The 18,512-nt window shown below is 59.2% G+C and carries 17 protein-coding genes; 8 read left to right on the top strand and 9 right to left on the bottom strand.

Going from position 1 to position 18,512, the window contains the following annotated elements:
* The first annotated feature begins 40 nt into the window (after positions 1–40).
* A complete protein-coding gene (gene metG / locus ACTG4B_RS06035) occupies positions 41–1,768 on the top strand; it encodes a methionine--tRNA ligase (RefSeq protein ID WP_439154791.1) in 1,728 nt (575 codons plus the stop codon).
* Here metG and ACTG4B_RS06040 read toward each other — a convergent pair.
* The gene (locus ACTG4B_RS06040; RefSeq protein ID WP_439154792.1) at positions 1,756–3,162 is read right to left on the bottom strand and encodes a helix-turn-helix domain-containing protein; all 1,407 of its coding nucleotides are present in this window, start codon (positions 3,160–3,162) and stop codon (positions 1,756–1,758) included. The genes metG and ACTG4B_RS06040 overlap by 13 nt on opposite strands.
* A 176-nt stretch (positions 3,163–3,338) precedes the next feature.
* Between ACTG4B_RS06040 and ACTG4B_RS06045 the strand changes: the two genes are divergently transcribed.
* The 6 genes from ACTG4B_RS06045 to ACTG4B_RS06070 all read left to right on the top strand — a co-directional run bounded on the left by ACTG4B_RS06045 (position 3,339) and on the right by ACTG4B_RS06070 (position 9,820).
* Positions 3,339–4,316 (top strand): Bug family tripartite tricarboxylate transporter substrate binding protein, encoded by a 978-nt coding sequence (locus ACTG4B_RS06045; protein WP_439154793.1) that lies wholly within the window; start codon positions 3,339–3,341, stop codon positions 4,314–4,316.
* Between the two features lie 85 nt (positions 4,317–4,401).
* The gene (locus tag ACTG4B_RS06050) at positions 4,402–4,893 is read left to right on the top strand and encodes a tripartite tricarboxylate transporter TctB family protein (RefSeq protein WP_439154794.1); all 492 of its coding nucleotides are present in this window, start codon (positions 4,402–4,404) and stop codon (positions 4,891–4,893) included.
* 12 nt (positions 4,894–4,905) lie between these two features.
* Positions 4,906–6,432 carry a tripartite tricarboxylate transporter permease gene (locus tag ACTG4B_RS06055; protein ID WP_439154795.1) on the top strand — a complete coding sequence of 509 codons (1,527 nt, stop codon included), beginning with the start codon at positions 4,906–4,908 and terminating at the stop codon, positions 6,430–6,432.
* A gap of 24 nt (positions 6,433–6,456) precedes the next feature.
* Positions 6,457–7,986 carry an acyl--CoA ligase gene (locus tag ACTG4B_RS06060; protein ID WP_439154796.1) on the top strand — a complete coding sequence of 510 codons (1,530 nt, stop codon included), beginning with the start codon at positions 6,457–6,459 and terminating at the stop codon, positions 7,984–7,986.
* Positions 7,987–7,991: 5 nt separating this feature from the next.
* The gene (locus ACTG4B_RS06065) at positions 7,992–8,975 is read left to right on the top strand and encodes a 2-dehydropantoate 2-reductase (RefSeq protein ID WP_439154797.1); all 984 of its coding nucleotides are present in this window, start codon (positions 7,992–7,994) and stop codon (positions 8,973–8,975) included.
* A gap of 11 nt (positions 8,976–8,986) precedes the next feature.
* On the top strand, positions 8,987–9,820 hold the full coding sequence (locus ACTG4B_RS06070; RefSeq protein WP_439154798.1) for a universal stress protein: 834 nt from the start codon (positions 8,987–8,989) through the stop codon (positions 9,818–9,820).
* Positions 9,821–10,120: 300 nt separating this feature from the next.
* Here the strand turns inward: ACTG4B_RS06070 and ACTG4B_RS06075 are convergent, their stop codons facing one another.
* Positions 10,121–10,501, bottom strand: coding sequence for a VOC family protein (locus ACTG4B_RS06075; protein ID WP_439154799.1), 381 nt, complete (start codon positions 10,499–10,501; stop codon positions 10,121–10,123).
* 39 nt (positions 10,502–10,540) lie between these two features.
* Between ACTG4B_RS06075 and ACTG4B_RS06080 the strand changes: the two genes are divergently transcribed.
* Positions 10,541–11,083 (top strand): winged helix-turn-helix transcriptional regulator, encoded by a 543-nt coding sequence (locus tag ACTG4B_RS06080; RefSeq protein WP_439154800.1) that lies wholly within the window; start codon positions 10,541–10,543, stop codon positions 11,081–11,083.
* A 153-nt stretch (positions 11,084–11,236) separates the two neighbouring features.
* On the opposite strand, the gene ACTG4B_RS06085 is transcribed toward ACTG4B_RS06080, so the two are convergent.
* The 7 genes from ACTG4B_RS06085 to ACTG4B_RS06115 form a co-directional block, all read right to left on the bottom strand.
* A complete protein-coding gene (locus tag ACTG4B_RS06085; protein ID WP_439154801.1) occupies positions 11,237–12,754 on the bottom strand; it encodes an AMP-binding protein in 1,518 nt (505 codons plus the stop codon).
* A 66-nt stretch (positions 12,755–12,820) separates the two neighbouring features.
* Positions 12,821–13,780 carry a 2-hydroxyacid dehydrogenase gene (locus ACTG4B_RS06090; RefSeq protein WP_439154802.1) on the bottom strand — a complete coding sequence of 320 codons (960 nt, stop codon included), beginning with the start codon at positions 13,778–13,780 and terminating at the stop codon, positions 12,821–12,823.
* On the bottom strand, positions 13,777–13,974 hold the full coding sequence (locus ACTG4B_RS06095; RefSeq protein WP_439154803.1) for a hypothetical protein: 198 nt from the start codon (positions 13,972–13,974) through the stop codon (positions 13,777–13,779). Before ACTG4B_RS06095 ends, ACTG4B_RS06090 begins: the two co-directional genes overlap by 4 nt.
* Before the next feature lie 16 nt (positions 13,975–13,990).
* A complete protein-coding gene (locus ACTG4B_RS06100) occupies positions 13,991–15,328 on the bottom strand; it encodes an amidase (RefSeq protein ID WP_439154804.1) in 1,338 nt (445 codons plus the stop codon).
* Positions 15,325–16,689, bottom strand: a complete 1,365-nt coding sequence (locus tag ACTG4B_RS06105; protein ID WP_439154805.1) for a TRAP transporter large permease — start codon at positions 16,687–16,689, stop codon at positions 15,325–15,327. The genes ACTG4B_RS06100 and ACTG4B_RS06105 overlap by 4 nt, the downstream gene beginning before the upstream one ends.
* 31 nt (positions 16,690–16,720) lie before the next feature.
* Positions 16,721–17,326, bottom strand: coding sequence for a TRAP transporter small permease subunit (locus tag ACTG4B_RS06110; RefSeq protein ID WP_439154806.1), 606 nt, complete (start codon positions 17,324–17,326; stop codon positions 16,721–16,723).
* 75 nt (positions 17,327–17,401) lie between these two features.
* Positions 17,402–18,496 carry a TRAP transporter substrate-binding protein gene (locus ACTG4B_RS06115; RefSeq protein ID WP_439154807.1) on the bottom strand — a complete coding sequence of 365 codons (1,095 nt, stop codon included), beginning with the start codon at positions 18,494–18,496 and terminating at the stop codon, positions 17,402–17,404.
* Between the last annotated feature and the right edge of the window lie 16 nt (positions 18,497–18,512).

Genomic DNA, 18,512 nt, shown 5'->3' on the forward strand with positions numbered 1-18,512 from the left:
CCTTGCTAGTCAGGCGCAAACGTCACAGGAAGTAGCACGCATGGCCCGTCACCTGATCACATCCGCCATTCCCTATATCAACGGGATCAAACACCTGGGCAATCTGGTGGGGAGCCAACTGCCCGCCGATCTTTATGCCCGCTATCTGCGCCAGCGCGGGCAAGAGGTGCTGTTCTTGTGCGCCACCGACGAACACGGCACGCCTGCGGAACTGGCGGCGGCAAAGGCGGGCAAACCCGTCGCAGAATACTGCGCCGAAATGCATGACGTGCAGGCGCGGATCGCCGATGGTTTCCGGTTGTCGTTTGACCACTTCGGGCGGTCGTCCAGCCTGCAGAACCACAAGCTGACGCAAGCCTTTGCGGGCCGTCTGGCCGATCAGGGGCTGATCCGCGAAGTAACCGAAGAACAGGTATACTCTGTCGCTGATGGCCGGTTCCTGCCAGATCGTTATATCGAAGGCACCTGCCCGAACTGCGGCTTTGAATCCGCACGCGGTGACCAATGTGACAACTGCACCAAACAGCTTGACCCGACCGACCTGATCAACCCGCATTCCACAATCTCTGGCGCGACCGAGCTTGAGGTGCGCAAAACCAAGCATCTGTATCTTTGCCAGTCCAGGCTGAAAGATGAACTGGCCGCGTGGATCGACAGCAAGACCGATTGGCCGATCCTGACCACCTCGATTGCCAAGAAATGGCTGAACGACGGCGATGGTTTGCAGGACCGGGGCATCACCCGCGACCTGGACTGGGGGATTCCTGTCAGACGCGGCGATCAGGACTGGCCCGGCATGGAAGGCAAGGTGTTTTACGTCTGGTTCGATGCGCCCATCGAATACATCGCCTGCGCACAGGAATGGGAAGACGCGGGCAAAGGCACCGATTGGGAACGCTGGTGGCGCACCGACAAGGGCGCGGATGACGTGCGCTACACCCAGTTCATGGGCAAGGATAACGTGCCGTTTCACACGCTGTCATTCCCGGCCACGATCATGGGCACAGGCGAGCCGTGGAAGCTGGTCGATTACATCAAATCGTTCAACTATCTTAACTACGACGGCGGGCAGTTCAGCACCTCACGCGGGCGCGGGGTATTCATGGATCAGGCGCTGGAAATCCTGCCGCCGGATTACTGGCGCTGGTGGTTGCTAAGCCACGCACCCGAAACATCCGACGCGGAATTCACGTGGGAGGCGTTCCAGCAGGACGTGAACAAGGATCTGGCCGATGTGCTGGGCAACTTTGTCAGCCGGATCACGAAATTCTGCCGGTCAAAATTTGGCGAAACCGTGCCGACAGGCGGCGCCACCGGCCCCGCCGAAGAACAATTGATCACCGACCTGACGACGCGGATCCGTGCCTATGAACGCCACATGGACGCGATCGAAGTGCGCAAGGCCGCCGCTGAATTGCGCGCAATCTGGGTGCTGGGAAATGAGTATTTGCAGGCCGGTGCCCCCTGGACCACCTTCAAGACCGATCCCGAAACGGCGGCGATGCAGGTGCGTCTGGGGCTGAACCTGATCCGCATCTACGCGGTGCTGTCCGCGCCCTTTATCCCCGATGCATCCGGCACGATGATCGCCGCGATGCAGACCGATGACAACAGCTGGCCCGTCGATGTGGCTGCGGCGCTGACCGCATTGCCCGCAGGTCATGCCTTTGCTGTGCCTGAAAACCTGTTTCGCAAAATCACGGATGAGGAACGCGCAGAATGGTCGGAACGCTTTGCCGGCGTGCGTGAACAGCGTCAGCTTTCATAGCGTGTGGACCCGCGGCGGTTTGCGTCAATCGGCAGTTTGCGATGCAGGGGTTCATGGGCCCGCTGTGCGCAAGCCTGACGCGGACAGATATGGCAGTTGATCCCGATTTCAGCGACATCTGCGTTTTCGGCCATATGAAACCGCCGCGCATAGCCGACACGCTGTAATTGCGCGCGCTCACACCCAAGTGCCACCACCAGCCTGCGGTCTTGGGTGTGCCGGCTGATCGCGGGGCGGTCGGTTGTGCGGCTGATCGTGAAAAACTGCCCCGCATCAGGCAATTCAACCAGTTGCGGCACGATCGTTCCAGGGCTGGCAAACGCGCTGTGAATATTCCACACCGGACATGACCCACCCTGTTCTGCAAGCGTGAAAGGGGTGGCATTGAACCGCTTGCTTACATTTCCCGCCCTGTCGATCCGCAGAAAAAAGAACGGCACCCCTTGCGCGCCCCGGCGTTGCAGCGTCGTCAGCCGCTGGCACACCATTTCAAAACTTGCGGTAAATGTCGCAGTCAGCCGGTCGATGTCATAGTCTGTCGTCTCGGCCAGGTTCAGGAATGGCCCATAGGGCATCAGGACAGCAGCTGCGAAATAATTGGCCAGTTCCACCCGGCATCGGGCATGGGCGATTTCAGGCAGGCTGCCATCGGTTGCGATCAATGCGTCAATCTGTGTGGCACAGCTGACCAAGCCCAGGACATGTGCCAACTGAAACGTCCGGTTAATCGGATCCAGCGCCTCGGACAACATCACCCGCCCGTTTTCTGCCTCGAAGATGCGCAACGTATCGGTCATTTCATCAATGGCGACGACATCCACATCAATGCCGTGCGCCCGCTGCAACTGCGACTTGAGCATCGCATAAAGATCATCCTGCCGACCGCCCAGCCGATCGCGTGCAGCCTCTGCCGCGCGCTCGAGGGTAGCAAAGTGATTCTCGTTCTGGCGGAAAAAATCGTGGATCACCGACTCAGGCGAAGCCGCGAGAACACCGCTCCGGCTCTCCGGGTCACCCACATGGTGCAACGTATCCAACAAAAAGCGGTGGCTTTGATGCAGCTTCAGAAACTGTTCGACCAATTGCGGCGCGTGGTCCAACGCAGCGCGCAATTCCTGTAGATCGGGTGCCGCGCCTGCAAAGATAGGATCGCGCACCGTGGCACGCAGATCGGCCAGCAGAATTGCTTCGTTGTCATTGACCAGCTTGCGCCAGTCCACGCCATAAGCATCGGTCAGTTCCATCAACACCTTGACCGACAGGCTGCGCTGGTTGTTTTCAAGCAGATTAATGTAGGACGCGCTGACCCCCAGCTGTCGGGCCATTTCAGCCTGCGTCTGGTTATACGCCCGTCTGAGTTGGCGCAATTGGGGACCGATAAGTGTCTTGCTCATATTTACAACATTACACATTTGTCTTTTGTCGGCGCAACGATAAACATTGTGACGGCATTTTTGGTGAAATTTTATTTCGCGCAGGTAAGGTTAACAGGTCGAAACCAGCCATCACTTTCGCGCAGGTTGAAAATATAAACGGAAATTCCCCTTTTCCGTCCATGGGAGGACTTTACATGACTTACAATTTCACACGGCGCCTTGCCATCGCAGCCACCGCCAGCATGGGCCTGGTTGCAACGACTCCGGCGTTTGCACAGGACTGGGCCCCGATCAAACCGGTCGAAATGGTCATCATGGCCGGACAGGGCGGCGGCGCAGATCGCCTTGCGCGGCTTTTCCAGTCAATCATTCAAAAGGAAAACCTGTCATCCATGCCGATTCTACCCGTCAACAAGGGCGGTGGATCGGGTGCAGAGGCACTGCGCTATCTGATGGATAAGGAAGGTGACAACCACACCATCATGGCGACACTGAACAGCTATTACACAACACCGCTGCGCACAGACATCGGCGTTGATATCGAACAGTTCACCCCCATCGCGCGGATGGCCCTTGATACGTTCGTATTGTGGGTCAACGCAGACAGCGACATCGAAACACTTGATGATTATGTCGCGGCCGTAAAAGCAGCGGGTGGCACATGGAAAATGGGCGGCACAGGCACAGGCCAAGAGGACAGCCTTGTCACCGCGATGCTGGAACAGGAATTCGGCATCAACGTCACTTACGTCCCCTTCGGCGGTGGTGGCGACGTGGCAAAGAACCTTGTGGGCGGGCACATCGATTCATCGGTGAACAACCCATCCGAAGCTCTGGGCTTTTATCAGGCAGGCCGTCTGCGCCCGATCGCTGCATTCACACCAGAGCGCATTTCCGCCTTCCCCGACACACCGACCATGGGCGAATTGGGTCATGATCTCGTCTATTGGATGCAACGGTCCTTTGTTGCGCCAAAGGGCATGGATCCGGCAGCTGTCGCTTACTACACCGCCATGTTCGAACAGCTGAGCCAGAGCGAAGAATGGCAAACCTACACTGACGAAAAAGCGCTTATGAACGAATTCCTGACCGGTGACGCGCTTCAGGCCTATTTCATTGAAGAACGGGGCAAGCATGCTGCCCTGCTCACGTCGATCGGCGAAGGTTCCTGAACCCCAGACACTTGCGAAACACACCCGGGCGGTCCCTGTCGGGCCGCCCTTCTGCGACACCCGGAATTTTCAAGAGGCGACACCCATGGTGACGGCTGATCGACTAATCGCAGTGGGGATCATGGTCCTGTCTGCATATTTCATGTGGCACGCCACGGTTCTTCCCATTGGCTGGAATGGCATGACGGGCGGTCCGGGGGGCGGCGCATTTCCGTTCTGGCTGTCGGCCATCATGATGGCCACCGCAGCGGCAATCCTGGTCCGGTCCCTGCGCGGCAAGACCGACTATTCCGGCGATTTCTTTGATCCCGACACCCTGCGGTCCGTGGTCAGCGTCGTCATTGCGCTGGTGGTTACCATCGGGCTGATCCCCTGGGTCGGCGCCTACATCGCGCTGCCGCTGTTCCTGCTGTGGTATCTGAGGATTTTCGGCAAGCATGGGTGGGTGCTGACGGCGTCGCTCACCATCGCGACCCCACTGTTCCTGTTCTTCTTCTTCGAGGTTACGCTCAAGATCCTGCTGCCGAAAGGCCTGACAGAACCGGCTTTCACCCCTCTCTACGCAATCTTCTTCTAAGGCGCACAGATCATGGAAATGTTTGCACATCTGGCAGACGGCTTTGCCACGTCATTGTCACCACTCAACCTGATGATCGTGATCATCGGTGTGACGGCGGGCCTTTTCATTGGGGCGATGCCGGGATTGGGGTCGGTCAACGGGGTGGCGATCGTGCTGCCGCTGACCTTTATCGTGCCGCCGTCGTCCGCCATTATCCTGCTGGCGGCCATCTATTACGGGGCAATGTATGGCGGCGCGATCAGCTCGATCCTGCTGGGCATACCGGGGGCATCTACGGCCGTGGCGACCACCTTTGACGGGCGGCCCATGGCGCAGCAGGGCAAGGCGGGGCTGGCGCTGATTGCCGCCGCAGTTGCGTCTTTCGTCGGCGGGACTATATCTGTCGTCCTGTTCACCCTGTTCGCGGCTCCGCTGGCCGATGTGGCGCTGGCCTTTGGCCCGGCCGAGGAATTCGCACTTGTCTTGATGGCCTTTACAACCTTTGTGGGGCTGGGCGGCGATGACGTTTTGAAAACCATCATCATGATCTGTCTGGGGCTGGTCCTGTCCACCGTCGGGCTTGACCTGATTTCAGGCCAGCCGCGGCTGATCTTTTTCGACCAGCCCGGGTTCTATTCAGGGATGAGCTTTCTCGTGCTGGCGATCGGCGTTTATGGGGTGGGCGAGATTTTGCACACGATCGAAACCTCGAAAACCGCCCCGCAAGTGACACCCGCGCGGCTGACCTTTGGGTCGCTGTGGCTGGGGATCAAGGAAATGAACAAGCTGTGGCGCACCATGAGCTTTGGATCATTCATCGGGTTTTTCGTCGGCATGCTGCCGGCTGCCGGGGCGACCCCCGCTGCGCTGATGGCTTATGGCCTGTCCAAGCTGATGTCCAAGGATCCCGACAGTTTCGGCAAGGGCAACATCGAAGGGGTCGCCGCGCCCGAAACCGCCAACAATGCCGCATCGACCGGATCGCTTTTGCCGATGCTTACGCTGGGCATCCCCGGATCACCGACCACGGCGCTGCTGCTGGGAGGGATGGTAATGTGGGGGCTGGTGCCCGGGCCGATGCTGTTTATCGAACAGCCCGATTTCGTCTGGGGGCTGATTTCGTCGCTTTATACCGCCAACCTGTTTGCCGTGCTGGTCAACCTCGCGCTGATCCCGGTGTTTGTCTGGGCGCTGCGGATGCCGTTCACCGTGCTGTGCGCGATGGTGCTGGTGCTGTGCATCGTCGGTGGCTATGCGCCAAGCCAGAAAATGCATGATGTCTGGCTGATTGCGGGCTTTGGCGTCGTGGGCTATCTGCTGCGCAAGGCGGATTATCCAATGGCTCCGCTGGTCCTGGCCCTTGTGCTTGGTCCCCTTATGGAGAAAAGTTTCCGCCAGACGCTGATTGCAGAACAAGGTGACATGATGGCATTTATCGAACGTCCGCTGTCTGCTACGTTCATCGCGATCAGTGCGGTTTTCTTTTTGTTGCCGCTTCTCAAACACGCCCGCAGTCTGTCACGCCGCAAAGCGACTACAGAACGGCCTGCCGCATAACTCCAAAGAACGAAGGACCACCCCATGCACACAACGATGAGCGCACTTCTGTCCGGTCATGATGGCGCATCCCCCGCCATTGGCGCACCGGATCGCCCATGGCTGACATATGACGGGCTGCGCGGCCTGACGGATGATGTGCGCAGCGCACTGAACAGCATGGGTGTCGGGCGTGGTGACCGCGTTGCGATCGTGTTGCCCAACGGGCCGGAAATGGCGACGGCGTTTGTCACCATCGCGCAGGTCGCCACCACGGCACCGCTGAACCCGGCCTACCGCGAGGAAGAATATGATTTCTACCTGTCGGATCTGAAAGCCAAGGCGCTGGTTGTCATGGCAGATGATGACGGCCCCGCCGTCGCCGCCGCGACCAGGGCAGGGATGGCCATCATCCGCCTATCGGTGCCACAAGGCGCGGCCGCCGGCTATTTCACGCTGTCCTCGGACACTGCCGGCAATGGCGACAGCACGCCGCCCGCCGCTGATGATGTCGCCCTGATCCTGCACACATCGGGCACCACATCACGGCCCAAGATCGTGCCGCTGCTGCAATCGAACGTTGCCGCATCCGCCGAACACATCCGCGCGTCGCTGGCACTGACACCCGCCGACCGCTGCCTGAACGTCATGCCGTTGTTCCACATTCACGGGCTGATCGCCGCCGTCACCGCATCGCTGGCCGCTGGTGCATCGATCTGGTGCGCGCCGGGGTTCAATGCCCTGCAATTCTTTGCCTGGATGAAAGAGGCACAGCCGACATGGTATACCGCTGTGCCGACCATGCATCAGGCAATCCTGGCCCGCGCAGGGCGCAACGCCGATATCATCGCCGAAAACCCGTTGCGGTTTCTGCGGTCGTCGTCTGCATCCCTGCCCGCGCAGGTCATGGTGCAGTTGAACGAAACCTTTGGCGCACCTGTGGTCGAAGCATACGGCATGACCGAAGCCGCGCACCAGATGGCGTGCAACCCGCTGGCATCCGGCACGCAGAAACCGGGTGCGGTTGGCATTCCTGCCGGCCCCGAAATGCGCATCGCGCATGAAACCGAAAATAAACTGGTCCAGGGCACAGGCGAAGTCGTAATTTCCGGCCCTAACGTCACGCCCGGTTACGAAGGCAACCCCGAGGCCAACGCAAAGAACTTTTTCGAGGCGGATGGCAAACGCTGGTTCCGCACCGGCGATCAGGGTGCCTTTGATGACGAAGGCTATCTGCACCTGACCGGCCGGTTGAAAGAAATCATCAACCGCGGCGGCGAAAAGATCAGCCCGCTGGAGGTGGACGGCGTCCTGCTGGATCACCCCGATGTGGCGCAGGTCGTCACCTTTGCCCTGCCCCACCCCAAACTGGGTGAAGACGTCGCCGCAGCCATCGTGCTCAAGGAAGGGGCCACTGCGACTGAAAAGGACATTCGCGCCTTTGCCGCCGAACATATGGCCGATTTCAAGGTGCCGCGTAAGGTGATCATCATGGATGAAATCCCCAAGGGGGCCACCGGCAAGATGCAGCGGATCGGGCTGGCTGAAAAGCTGGGCCTGGTGGAAAAGGCCTGAAGCACATGAAAATCTGTATTTTTGGCGCGGGCGCCATCGGCGGCTATATGGGCGTGAAACTGGCACAGGCCGGGGCGGATGTCAGCCTTGTGGCGCGTGGGCCGCATCTGGCCGCGATGAAGGACAAGGGCCTGACCCTGATCGAGGAAGGCGGCGAACCCGTCACCGTGCCCGTCACAGCCAGCGATAATCCGGCTGATCTGGGACCGCAGGATTACGTGATTGTCACCCTCAAGGCGCATTCGGTCCCACCGGTGGTGGACAAGATGCAACCGCTGATCGGCGATGACACGACCATCGTCAGCGGCGTAAACGGCGTGCCGTGGTGGTATTTCCACAAGATCGGCACCGATCTGGAAGACACGCGGCTTGAATCCGTGGACCCCGGCAATGCGCAATGGGACGGGTTCGGCCCCGACCGGGTGCTGGGTTGCGTGGTTTATCCCGCAGCAGAGGTCATCGCACCCGGCGTGATCAAGCATATCGAAGGCAACCGCTTTTCGCTGGGGGAACCTGACGGCAGCAAATCGGAACGCGCGATGGCCCTGTCAAAGGCGTTGTCGTCGGCGGGGTTGAAGGCCCCCGTGCGGCCCCGCCTGCGCGACGAGATTTGGGTGAAACTTTGGGGGAACCTGTCGTTCAACCCGATCAGCGCGCTGACCCATGCAACGCTGGACGTGCTGTGCACCGATCCCGGCACGCGGGCCGTGGCACGCGGCATGATGGTCGAGGCACAAGAGATTGCGGAAAAGCTGGGCGTCAAATTCCCGATCGACGTGGAACGCAGGATCGACGGCGGCGCGGCCGTGGGCGCGCATCGCACATCGATGTTGCAGGATCTGGATGCAGGCCGACCGATGGAAATCGACGCGCTGGTCGGGTCAGTGCAGGAACTGGGCCGGGTTACGGACACGCCCACCCCCACCATCGACACGGTATTGGCGTTAATCAAACTGCGGGGCCGCACCGCAGGGCTTTATAGCGGCTGAAGGGGCATATCATGGCCATCAAGAACATCCTCGTCGCCTATAATGGCCTGCCCGGATCAGAGGCGGCACTGCACGGTGCCGTCGCGATCCAGCAGCATTACGACACCCATCTGACCGGGCTGTTCGCACATGGCGGGTCGAAACTGTCGCATCAGATCAAACCCTGGATGCCGCAAAAGGTGCAGGATGCGATCATGCAGGTCGAGGATGACTCGCACGCAGAGCTGCGCGCGAAATTCGATCAGATCTGCGCCAGTGTCCCGCATGAAAAGCGGCACTGGATCGACAGCGGCGGGCCTGTCCACCGCACAGTGGCGGCTTATGCGCGGCTTTATGACCTGACAATCCTTGGTATGCACGAGGCCGCAACCGAATATGGCCAATCCCACATCGAGATTTACCCCGACCGCATTACGTTCGACAGCGGGCGTCCGGTGGTCATCTTCCCCGCCACATATAAAAAGACCACCTTTGGCAAGAAAACTGTGGTGGCGTGGGATGGCGGGCGGGCGGCATCGCGCGCGCTGGCTGATGCGATCCGGCTTTTGGAAAAGGATGATCCAGTCGAAATCGTATCGGTCGGGCGGTCGCCCTTTTCGGGGTCATTGCCGGGGATCGACGCAGGCCTGATCCTGCAACGCCACGATCTGAACGTGACGCTGACAGAACTGCCCCGCGACAAGAGATCAATCGCGGATACGCTGGTGGAACACTGCCAGCAAACCAGCGCCGATCTGCTGGTCATGGGGGCCTATGAACATTCCCCCCTGCGCGAAGGTCTGTTCGGCGGCGTCACGCGCGACATCGCGATGCGCGCGAATATCCCCGTATTGATGAGCCACTAAGCCGTTTCGATTTTAACTGAGTGATCTGACATCACAAATCGCGTTCGGCCATCAGAGAGAGGCCGCGAATTTTTTTCAGGATAAGGTCGAAACGCCTGGTGTTCGGCCCCAACGCAACACTTGTGAATGACGGCTTAGAGCCCATTCCGACAAATGCTGCGAAGGCCTCAAAAGACCGCTATGGTGACAGATCTGGCGATTGCGGCTGAACATACAGCCCCGAAGAAGTGCCATCAGGAGCAGTTGAAGCCGTGCCCGCCAGAGGCGGACACGGCGCAGAATCCATGAAAAATTCACATATTACCCAATTCCTCCGGTCAAGTCCTGAGCAAGCATCAACGCATTGCCGTCGGGATCGTAGAAAGTCGCGGTCTTGACCATGCCCTCAACGACATCCGTCTCCCCATCAAATTTCACGTTCGCCTGCTCCAGTTTCTGCCGGGCTGAATCCAGTTCAGCGATCCCAAAGACCGGGACGCAGTTGCCGGGTGCTGGCTTGGCGTGCTCGCCAAGGCCGATGACGACACCTGGCGTGTTCGTCCGTATCTCGGACCAGCCCGCATCATCGGCATGATAAAGCAGCTCGAACCCAAGCATTGTTTCGTACCATTTCGCGCTTGCATGGCGATCTTCGACCGACATGGCGATGGTGATGGTCTGATCTACGGAAACGAGAGACATGGGCTTTCCTTACGATTTTAAATATACTAACTATACTTTATGGACATAGTACTGTTTGTCAACATTACCTCAAGGGCTTGGGCGATGCCCATATTATCGTGCCTTCATTCAGGTATCGCCGGACGACAAGCGCCACTCTTGGCTGCGACGGGCGCAAGCAGGACAGCCTTCGTGCAAAGCATGGATCATTTGATCGAACTGGGCTTGCTTGAACGAAACCCCGGATACGGTCATCCGCTGCGCCCTGAATTCCGGCTCACAAAGCTGGGGAAGACGGTCGCGGCCATCGCCGATAAAATTCACGATGTTTCTTCGGAGAAAGATTGGCCCTTGCTTCGCCGGTCATGGACTTTGCCGGTTCTGACGTCGCTCCACAAACCAAGCCATTTCATGGGTATCAAGCGACACCTGCCGACGATTACAGATCGAGCACTGTCTCAGTCATTGAAATCAATGGAAGCAAGGAGCTGGGTGTGCCGCAGCGTAGATGGAGCCGCCCGCCCGCCTAGATCCATTTATAGTGCGGTGAACACTGGTGGCCTGATCAGTCAGGTCATTGCACCCGAAGTCGTTCTAAGTTAGCCGAACCGGCCCTCATTGACAGATGATGGAAGTCGGAAAGCCCCGCGAAAGCGGCCATTGAACTGAGCGGCGCCAAGGGCAACTCCGTCCCGCACAGCTGCCTGTTGCACCGCGTCGCTTGGGGCGCGGGAATCTCTCGTCAGGTCATGAACACTAGCCCTGCGCAAACTTTGCGCGTAATTGCGCCTTTTGCACCTTGCCCATGGTGTTGCGCGGCAGGGCGGGCAGAATATGCACTTGGCGCGGCAGTTTGAACCGCGCTAGATCAGCAGCGATACCCGCCCTGACTGCGTCCGCATCCAGATTGGCACCTGCGGCCAACACCACGGCCACGGCCACCACTTCGCCCAGATCGGGATCAGGCACGCCAAACGCCGCGCTTTCCACCACGCCATCCAGCGCGTCGATCATCGTTTCGACTTCTTTGGGATATATGTTGTAGCCACCTGAAATAATGAGGTCCTTGGACCGGCCAACGATCGTCAGGTAGCCATCATCGTCCAACTGTCCCAAGTCACCGGTCTTGAACCAGCCATCGGGGCGCATATCCTCGGCTGTCTTGTCGGGCATCCGCCAATAGCCCGCAAACAGGTTCGGCCCCCGCACCTCGACCCCGCCGACTGCACCCACCGGCACCGCCGCGCCCGCGTCATCGACCACCCGCAGATCGACACCGGGCAGCGGCAACCCCACGGTGCCGGGTTTCCGCGCACCGTCATAGGGGTTTGACGTGCTCATCGAGGTTTCGGTCATCCCGTAGCGTTCCAGCACCCAATGCCCGGTCCGGTCGTGCCAGCGGTGGTGGGTTTCCGTCAGCATCGGGGCCGATCCGGAAATGAACAGCCGCATGTTGCGCGCCACGTCGCAGTTCAGCCCAGGTTCATCCAGCAGGCGGGTGTAGAGTGTGGGCACCCCCATCAGCGCGGTGGCATGGGCGAAATCGTCCAGCACCGCGGGCGCGTCAAACGCGCGGTGCAGCAAAAGCGCGCCGCCTGCCATCAGCGTCACATTGATCGCTACGAACAGCCCGTGTGTGTGAAACAGTGGCAGCGCGTGGATCAGCACATCATCCGCCGTGAACCGCCACAAATCACGCAACACCAGCGCGTTCGACGCAAGGTTTTCATGGGTCAGCATAGCGCCCTTGGACCGGCCCGTCGTGCCCGACGTGTAAAGGATCGCCGCCAGATCATCCGCCCCGCGCGGCACGGCCTGCGCTATGGGCGCGGCCTGCTGCACAGCATCGGCCAGCGTGCCCGCGCCTTTGGCATCCAGCGTCAGGACCGTGGCCACCCCTGCCTTGGCAGCAACCTGTTCAAGCGTGGATTTTTCGGTCGGGTCGCAGACAAAGACACGCGGGCGGGCGTCAGTCAGGAAATAATCGACCTCGGCCGCAGTATAGCCGGTGTTCAGCGGCAAATGCACCGCGCCGCACAGGATGGTGCCCATATACAGCGGGATCGCGGAAACAGATTTTGGCACCTGCACCGCGACACGGTCACCAGGCACGACGCCAAGCGCAATCAAGGCACCTGCGACCCGGTCTGCCTGTTGCCAAAGCTGCCGATAGGGCGTCACTTGCCCGGTCGTGCGGTCAGTAACGAATGGCGCATCGTTGCGTCCCAACGCCCCCGCGCGCAAGGCATGTGCCAGCAGATTGCCATCATACATGATCAGTCCCCTTTACTGCCGGGACCTGATAATCCAGCCATCGCCGCGTCGCAATTGCCCAAGCTATTACAGTTTGTCGCCTGGTGTTTCGCCCTTGAAAAACGCATCCAGATTGTCCAGCGCGCGAAACCCCATCGCATCACGCGTGCGGGTCGTCGCACTGCCGATATGGGGCAGCATGAAGATATTGTCATAAGCGGCAAAATCCGGATTTCCCCCCGGTTCGACCTTGAAACAATCCAGGCCTGCCGCCATCACCTGCCCACTGTCGATCGCCGCCATCAGCGCGTCTTCGTCGATCAGCGCACCGCGGGCCGTATTCACGACAACCGCACCCTGCGGCAACATTGCAAAGCGTTCAGAATTCATCAGGTCTACCGTGTCCGGCGTGGCCGGGCAATGCAGCGACAGGAAATCGGCAACGCCCAGCAGGCTTTCCACAGTGTCATGGAACTGTGCGCCCTGGGCCTCGGCCTCTGACACCTGGCGGCGGTTGTGATAGTGGATGTCCATCCCGAACCCGCGCGCCTTGGCGGCAAAGGCCTGTCCGACGCGGCCCATCCCGATGATGCCCAGCCGCGCGCCCGTCACCTGTTTGCCGACCATAAAGGCGGGTGACCAGCTATCCCATGCGCCAGTCCGCACGATCCTGTCGCCAGCAACCGCATGGCGGGCCGCACCCAGCATCAGCAGCATGGCAATCTCGGCCGTTGCATCGGACAGGACATCCGGCGTGTTGGTCACCGCGATCCCACGCGCCTTGAGAGCCGGCAGATCGCAATGATCCACGCCGACAGAATGGTTCGCAACGATTTTCAGCCGCTCCCCGAACTGTGCCACCACCTCTGCGGTGAAATGTTCAGAATGGCAGGGGATGATCGCGTCAAATTCATGGCTGGCCGCGATCAGATCGGCGGCGCTGCCGGGTGTGTCGTCATAGTTCACGACCACATCATAATCGCGCGCGGCGCGTTCCAGCGTTGCATCCGACAGGCGGCGGGTGATCCAAAGGCGCGGCTTGGTCATTTCTTGCGGCGCACGCATTCATCGAAAAAATCATAGACGGCCATGAGGCCCACGAAGATCACGATGATCATGAAAGGCAAACCGCCTTCGAAACCGGCAAACCCGGATGAAATGCTCAGCGAAAGACCGCCAACAAAGGTCAGCAACAACGCAGTGCCGATCAGACCCATAATGACTTTAACCGGATAGGACATGATGTTCCCTTTCGTTTCAGGCAGATTCTGCCAGATGAAGTTGTAGCCAGCGCGCGGTGCGCAACAGGCGGTTATCTTTCTCGATCGGGCCGATCAGTTGCACACCGATCGGCAGGCCCGTTTCCCCCACGAGCATCGGCAGCGTCACGCACGGAAGCCCCGCAAGGGTCCAGAGCGTGCAGAAAATCGGATCGCCCGTGCCCTCGCCAAAACGGGGTGGCTCACCCGCAGCGGCGGGGGCGATGATCGCATCGAACTCGGTAAAGAAGTCGGCAAAAAAATCCTGAGCCGACTGTTTTACCGCCAGCGCGTCCTCGTATTCGGCGCGGCTAATCTGACGGCCACGCGTAATCACAGGTTTCAGCGTGTCGCTGATCTGGTCCCAATGTGTATCAAAGACATCCGCCTGATGCTGACAAATCTCAAATTCATGGATGCGGGCCTGCACGGCCACCAGATTGGCCAGCGCATCGGCGACGGGCAGTCTGGTCAACTGGTCCCCAAGCGTTTCCAACACGGCATCCAGCCCGTCAACTGCGGCTTCGCTCAGCCTGTCGTTAAAGGGCAGATCGAACCAGGCGAAATCAGGCTTTACCGGCGCATCCTCTGCCGCGCCTTTCACCATCACGGGGCGGGGCCGCGCGAAACTGACCGGGTCGCGCTGATCATAGCCAGCGATGGCATCAGTCAGAAGCGCCACATCGGCAAGCGTCCGGCCAAAGCAACCGACCTGGTCCAAGGATACAGAGGTCTGCAACAATCCATCACGCGAAATCACACCGCGGGTCGGTTTGAACCCGAAAACCCCGCAGAACGACGCGGGCCGGATGACTGACCCGTTGGTCTGGGTGCCAATCGCCAGCGGCACGTGGTTCGCCGCGACCGCCGCCGCAGACCCGCTGGATGATCCACCCGGGCTGTGTTCGGGATGATGCGGATTGCGGGTTTCGTTGGCGTGCACAAAGGCCAGTTCGGTCGTCACGGTCTTGCCCATGATCACGGCACCGGCGTCGCGCAGCAGTTCGACCAACCGCGCATCTGTTTCCGTCTGCCGGCCTGCAAAGATTGCCGTGCCACGCTGGGTAGGCATATCGGCGGTGTCGATGATGTCTTTCAACCCCACCGGCACCCCGTGCAGCGCACCGACCGCGTAACCGCTTTTGCGGATACGGTCACACTCGGCCGCCTGCGCCAATGCCGCGTCGCGGTCCAGATGCGCCCAAGCCTTGATCGCGCCATCGGTTTCGTCGATCCGGGCCAGACAGGACTTGACCAATTCCACCGAACTGAGCCGACCCGCTGCAATCGCCGCAGCCGCCTCAGTCGCTGTCAGGGTGTATGGTGCAGGCTTCACGGGATGTATTCACCGAACAGATAGTCTGGGAACCACAGCGCAATGCCAGGGAACTGATACATCATCACCATCGTGAAAATCACGATCCCAAGGTAAGGAATGATCCCTTTGAAGATCTCGACAAGCTCGATCTGCTTTTTCAATACGCCCTTGAGGTAGTAGGCCGACATCGCCATCGGCGGGGTCAGGAAGGACGTTTGCAGGTTCAGCGCGACCAGCATGGCAAAGAAGTAGGGGTTCACGCCAAACACGTCCAGCAGTGGCAGGAAGATCGGCACAAAGATGATCAGGATTTCCGACCATTCCAGAGGCCAGCCCAGGACAAAGATGATCAACTGCGCCATGACAAGGAACTGCCACGGTTCCAGATCCATCCCGATCACCCATTCCGAGATCAGGTGTTCGCCGCCCAGATAGGAAAAGACCGATGCAAAGGTCCATGAGCCAACGAACAACCAGCACACCATTGCCGTCGCCTTGGCCGTCAGGAACACGCTCTCCTTCATCTTTTGCCACGACATTGACCGGTAGATAAGGGCCAGCACGATCCCGCCCAGCGCGCCCATTGCAGCGGCTTCTGCCGGGGTCGCAAGACCACCAAGGATCGAACCGAGCACGAGGGCGATCAGCACGGTCAGCGGCACAAAGGATACCAGCAAATCCTTGTAGATCTGTGCCGTTGGCGGAATATCCTTCAGGTTCGGCTTGGGCGCCAGCCCCGGGTTCATCCAGACGCGGACAATCACATAGACGATATACAAGCTGGCCAGCAGCAGACCGGGGAACACCGCCGCGGCGTAGAGACGCAAAGGCGACAGGTTGCCGATCGCGGCATAGACGATCAGCATGATCGACGGCGGAATCAAAATACCCAGCGTCCCGCCCGCGCAGATCACACCGGATGCGAATGACTTGTTATAGCCCGCATTGGCCATGGCAGGATACGCCAGAAGGCCCATCAGCGTCACGACCGCGCCCACAATGCCCGATGCAGTCGAAAACACCGCACAGGTCAACAACGCCGCAATTGCCAATGATCCGGGCAGGTTTCGCGCCGCCATGTAAAGCGAGAAAAACAGCCGGTCCACGATATTGGCCCGTTCCACCACATAGCCCATGAACAAGAACAGCGGGATGGCGACCAGCGTGTCGTTTTCCATCACCGAATAGGTGTTCTGGTTCAGCAGATAGAAGATGTTGTTGTTGAAGATGTCCGAGAAGACCTCGGGCGGGCCCTGATAATAGGCGTAATAGCCAAAACCCACGCCCATGGCGATCAGGGTGAATGCAATCGGAAAGCCTAGCAGCACCAGCACGATAAACAGGCACAGCATGAAAATGGCGACTTCGGGGTTACTCATTTGTTATTCTCTTTCTGAAGCGGCCAGAGGCTCAGTTGTTCTTGCTGTCGGTGCCGGGGACGACGACGGGAACCGTCATCTCATCCATATGCATCAGCATGTCTTCGGTCTCTTTTACATCGTCGAGCCGGTCCATCCAGACGCCTGTTTTCATCGCCTTCCAGCAGCGGATCATTTCGGCAAACCCCTGCAATAGCAGCAAGGCACCCGCCAATGGGATCAGCGTCTTGAAAAAATAGATCTGGATACGCGCCGGGCTGTTCCAGCTGACTTCCTTGTAGCGCCAGCTATCCGATGCGATTTCCCACCCGAACCAGAACAGCGCGAGGATCCCGGGGAAAAAGAACAGGATGTAGAGTGTAAAATCCACCCGGGCCTGCCAGCGGACCGGAAACAGGCGGTAAAAAACGTCGCCGCGCACGTGGCTGTCTTGTGCCAGCGCATAAGGGCCCGCCATCAGAAACAGCGCGCCATACATCTGCACCATCACATCAAAGGCCCATACCGTCGGGGCGTTCAGCACATAACGCATGAACACCTCATAGCTGACGGATAGCGTCAGGATCAGGATACACCATCCAAAGGCCCGACCGACCCACAGGCTTAACCCCTCAATGGCATGTACGAATTTGCTCACGGCGTTGCTCTCCCTCAGGCAATGGAAATCCGGGGGCCTTTCTCAGGCCCCCGGATCAGTTGGACGATCTTCAGATCAAGCGAAGTAGTGGTTGTAGGCCAGCTTGTAATCAGGCTGGTTGAGGTTCAGATAGCCCATCACGTTCTTGGCGTAGGCTTTCTGGCTTTCGATCACGCGGGCAAAGAACGGGTCTTCTTCCGAGATACGATCAACCACGACATCCCATGCCTTCAACTGTGCCGCCATGACATCATCAGGTGTGCGATAGACGTTCACGCCCTGTTCAGTCTGCAACGTGTTCAGGTCGTCTGCATACCGCTTGGTGTTGTTCCAGTAGAAGTTGGAGTTCTCAGCCTCTGATGCATACTTCAGGATCGCCTGAAGCTCTGCCGGCAGACCTTCGAACTTGCGCTTGTTGAAGGTAACTTCAAAGAATTCCTGGCTCTGGTGGAACGACGCCAGGTGGTAATGCTTGGACACGTCCTGCATACCAAAGTCGCGGTCGGATGTCGGGTTGTTGAATTCGGCTGCATCAATCAGACCGGATTTCATGGCCGGCTGGATTTCACCACCGGGCAGCTGCACAACCGACATGCCCATTTCCAGCAGAACGTCCGCAGCCAGACCGACGGTGCGATACTTCAGGCCATTCATCTGCTCGGCGCTGGTGATCTGCTCGTTGAACCAGCCAAGGGGCTGCGCAGGCATCGGGCTGTTGAAGAAAGAGACGATGTTCAGGCCAAGTTCACCCATCAGTTCGTCGAACAGTTCCTGACCGCCACCGTAATGGACCCAACCCAGCACTTCCTGGCTGGACCAGCCAAAGCAGGGGCCGGTGCCGAACAGCGACGCTGTCTTGGATTTAGAATACCAGTAGGCCGGCACATAGTGGGCCGCATCCAGCACACCGCGGTGAACAGCATCCTGCATCTGGCTGGTCTTTACGACCGAATCAACGGCCAGAAGATCGATGCGCAGCGCGTCACCGGCCATAGCGTGCACGCGATCCACATAGGACTGTGCGTTTTCAAGAAAGATACCACCGCCCCATGACGCCTGCATTTTCAGTGTTGTCGTTGCATTCTGCGCAATGGCAGGCGTGGCAAGTGCAGCAGCACCCGCAACAGCGGAACCACGCAGGAACTTTCTGCGGTCTAGTTTGTTTGACATTTTTCCTCCCAACGGC

The sequence above is a fragment of the Yoonia sp. genome, from assembly GCF_965660735.1.
Lineage (GTDB): Bacteria > Pseudomonadota > Alphaproteobacteria > Rhodobacterales > Rhodobacteraceae > Yoonia.

What these genes read in the sequence shown, in the direction of transcription:
- ACTG4B_RS06085 (WP_439154801.1), bottom strand. Translation starts at nt 12,754, where the DNA reads ATGTATGATGGCAATCTGCTGGCACATGCCTTGCGCGCGGGGGCGTTG.
- ACTG4B_RS06070 (WP_439154798.1), top strand. Translation starts at nt 8,987, where the DNA reads ATGGCCATCAAGAACATCCTCGTCGCCTATAATGGCCTGCCCGGATCA.
- ACTG4B_RS06090 (WP_439154802.1), bottom strand. Translation starts at nt 13,780, where the DNA reads ATGACCAAGCCGCGCCTTTGGATCACCCGCCGCCTGTCGGATGCAACG.
- ACTG4B_RS06050 (WP_439154794.1), top strand. Translation starts at nt 4,402, where the DNA reads ATGGTGACGGCTGATCGACTAATCGCAGTGGGGATCATGGTCCTGTCT.
- ACTG4B_RS06065 (WP_439154797.1), top strand. Translation starts at nt 7,992, where the DNA reads ATGAAAATCTGTATTTTTGGCGCGGGCGCCATCGGCGGCTATATGGGC.
- ACTG4B_RS06075 (WP_439154799.1), bottom strand. Translation starts at nt 10,501, where the DNA reads ATGTCTCTCGTTTCCGTAGATCAGACCATCACCATCGCCATGTCGGTC.
- ACTG4B_RS06055 (WP_439154795.1), top strand. Translation starts at nt 4,906, where the DNA reads ATGGAAATGTTTGCACATCTGGCAGACGGCTTTGCCACGTCATTGTCA.
- ACTG4B_RS06105 (WP_439154805.1), bottom strand. Translation starts at nt 16,689, where the DNA reads ATGAGTAACCCCGAAGTCGCCATTTTCATGCTGTGCCTGTTTATCGTG.
- ACTG4B_RS06095 (WP_439154803.1), bottom strand. Translation starts at nt 13,974, where the DNA reads ATGTCCTATCCGGTTAAAGTCATTATGGGTCTGATCGGCACTGCGTTG.
- ACTG4B_RS06080 (WP_439154800.1), top strand. Translation starts at nt 10,541, where the DNA reads ATGGACATAGTACTGTTTGTCAACATTACCTCAAGGGCTTGGGCGATG.
- ACTG4B_RS06060 (WP_439154796.1), top strand. Translation starts at nt 6,457, where the DNA reads ATGCACACAACGATGAGCGCACTTCTGTCCGGTCATGATGGCGCATCC.
- ACTG4B_RS06040 (WP_439154792.1), bottom strand. Translation starts at nt 3,162, where the DNA reads ATGAGCAAGACACTTATCGGTCCCCAATTGCGCCAACTCAGACGGGCG.
- ACTG4B_RS06115 (WP_439154807.1), bottom strand. Translation starts at nt 18,496, where the DNA reads ATGTCAAACAAACTAGACCGCAGAAAGTTCCTGCGTGGTTCCGCTGTT.
- ACTG4B_RS06045 (WP_439154793.1), top strand. Translation starts at nt 3,339, where the DNA reads ATGACTTACAATTTCACACGGCGCCTTGCCATCGCAGCCACCGCCAGC.
- metG (WP_439154791.1), top strand. Translation starts at nt 41, where the DNA reads ATGGCCCGTCACCTGATCACATCCGCCATTCCCTATATCAACGGGATC.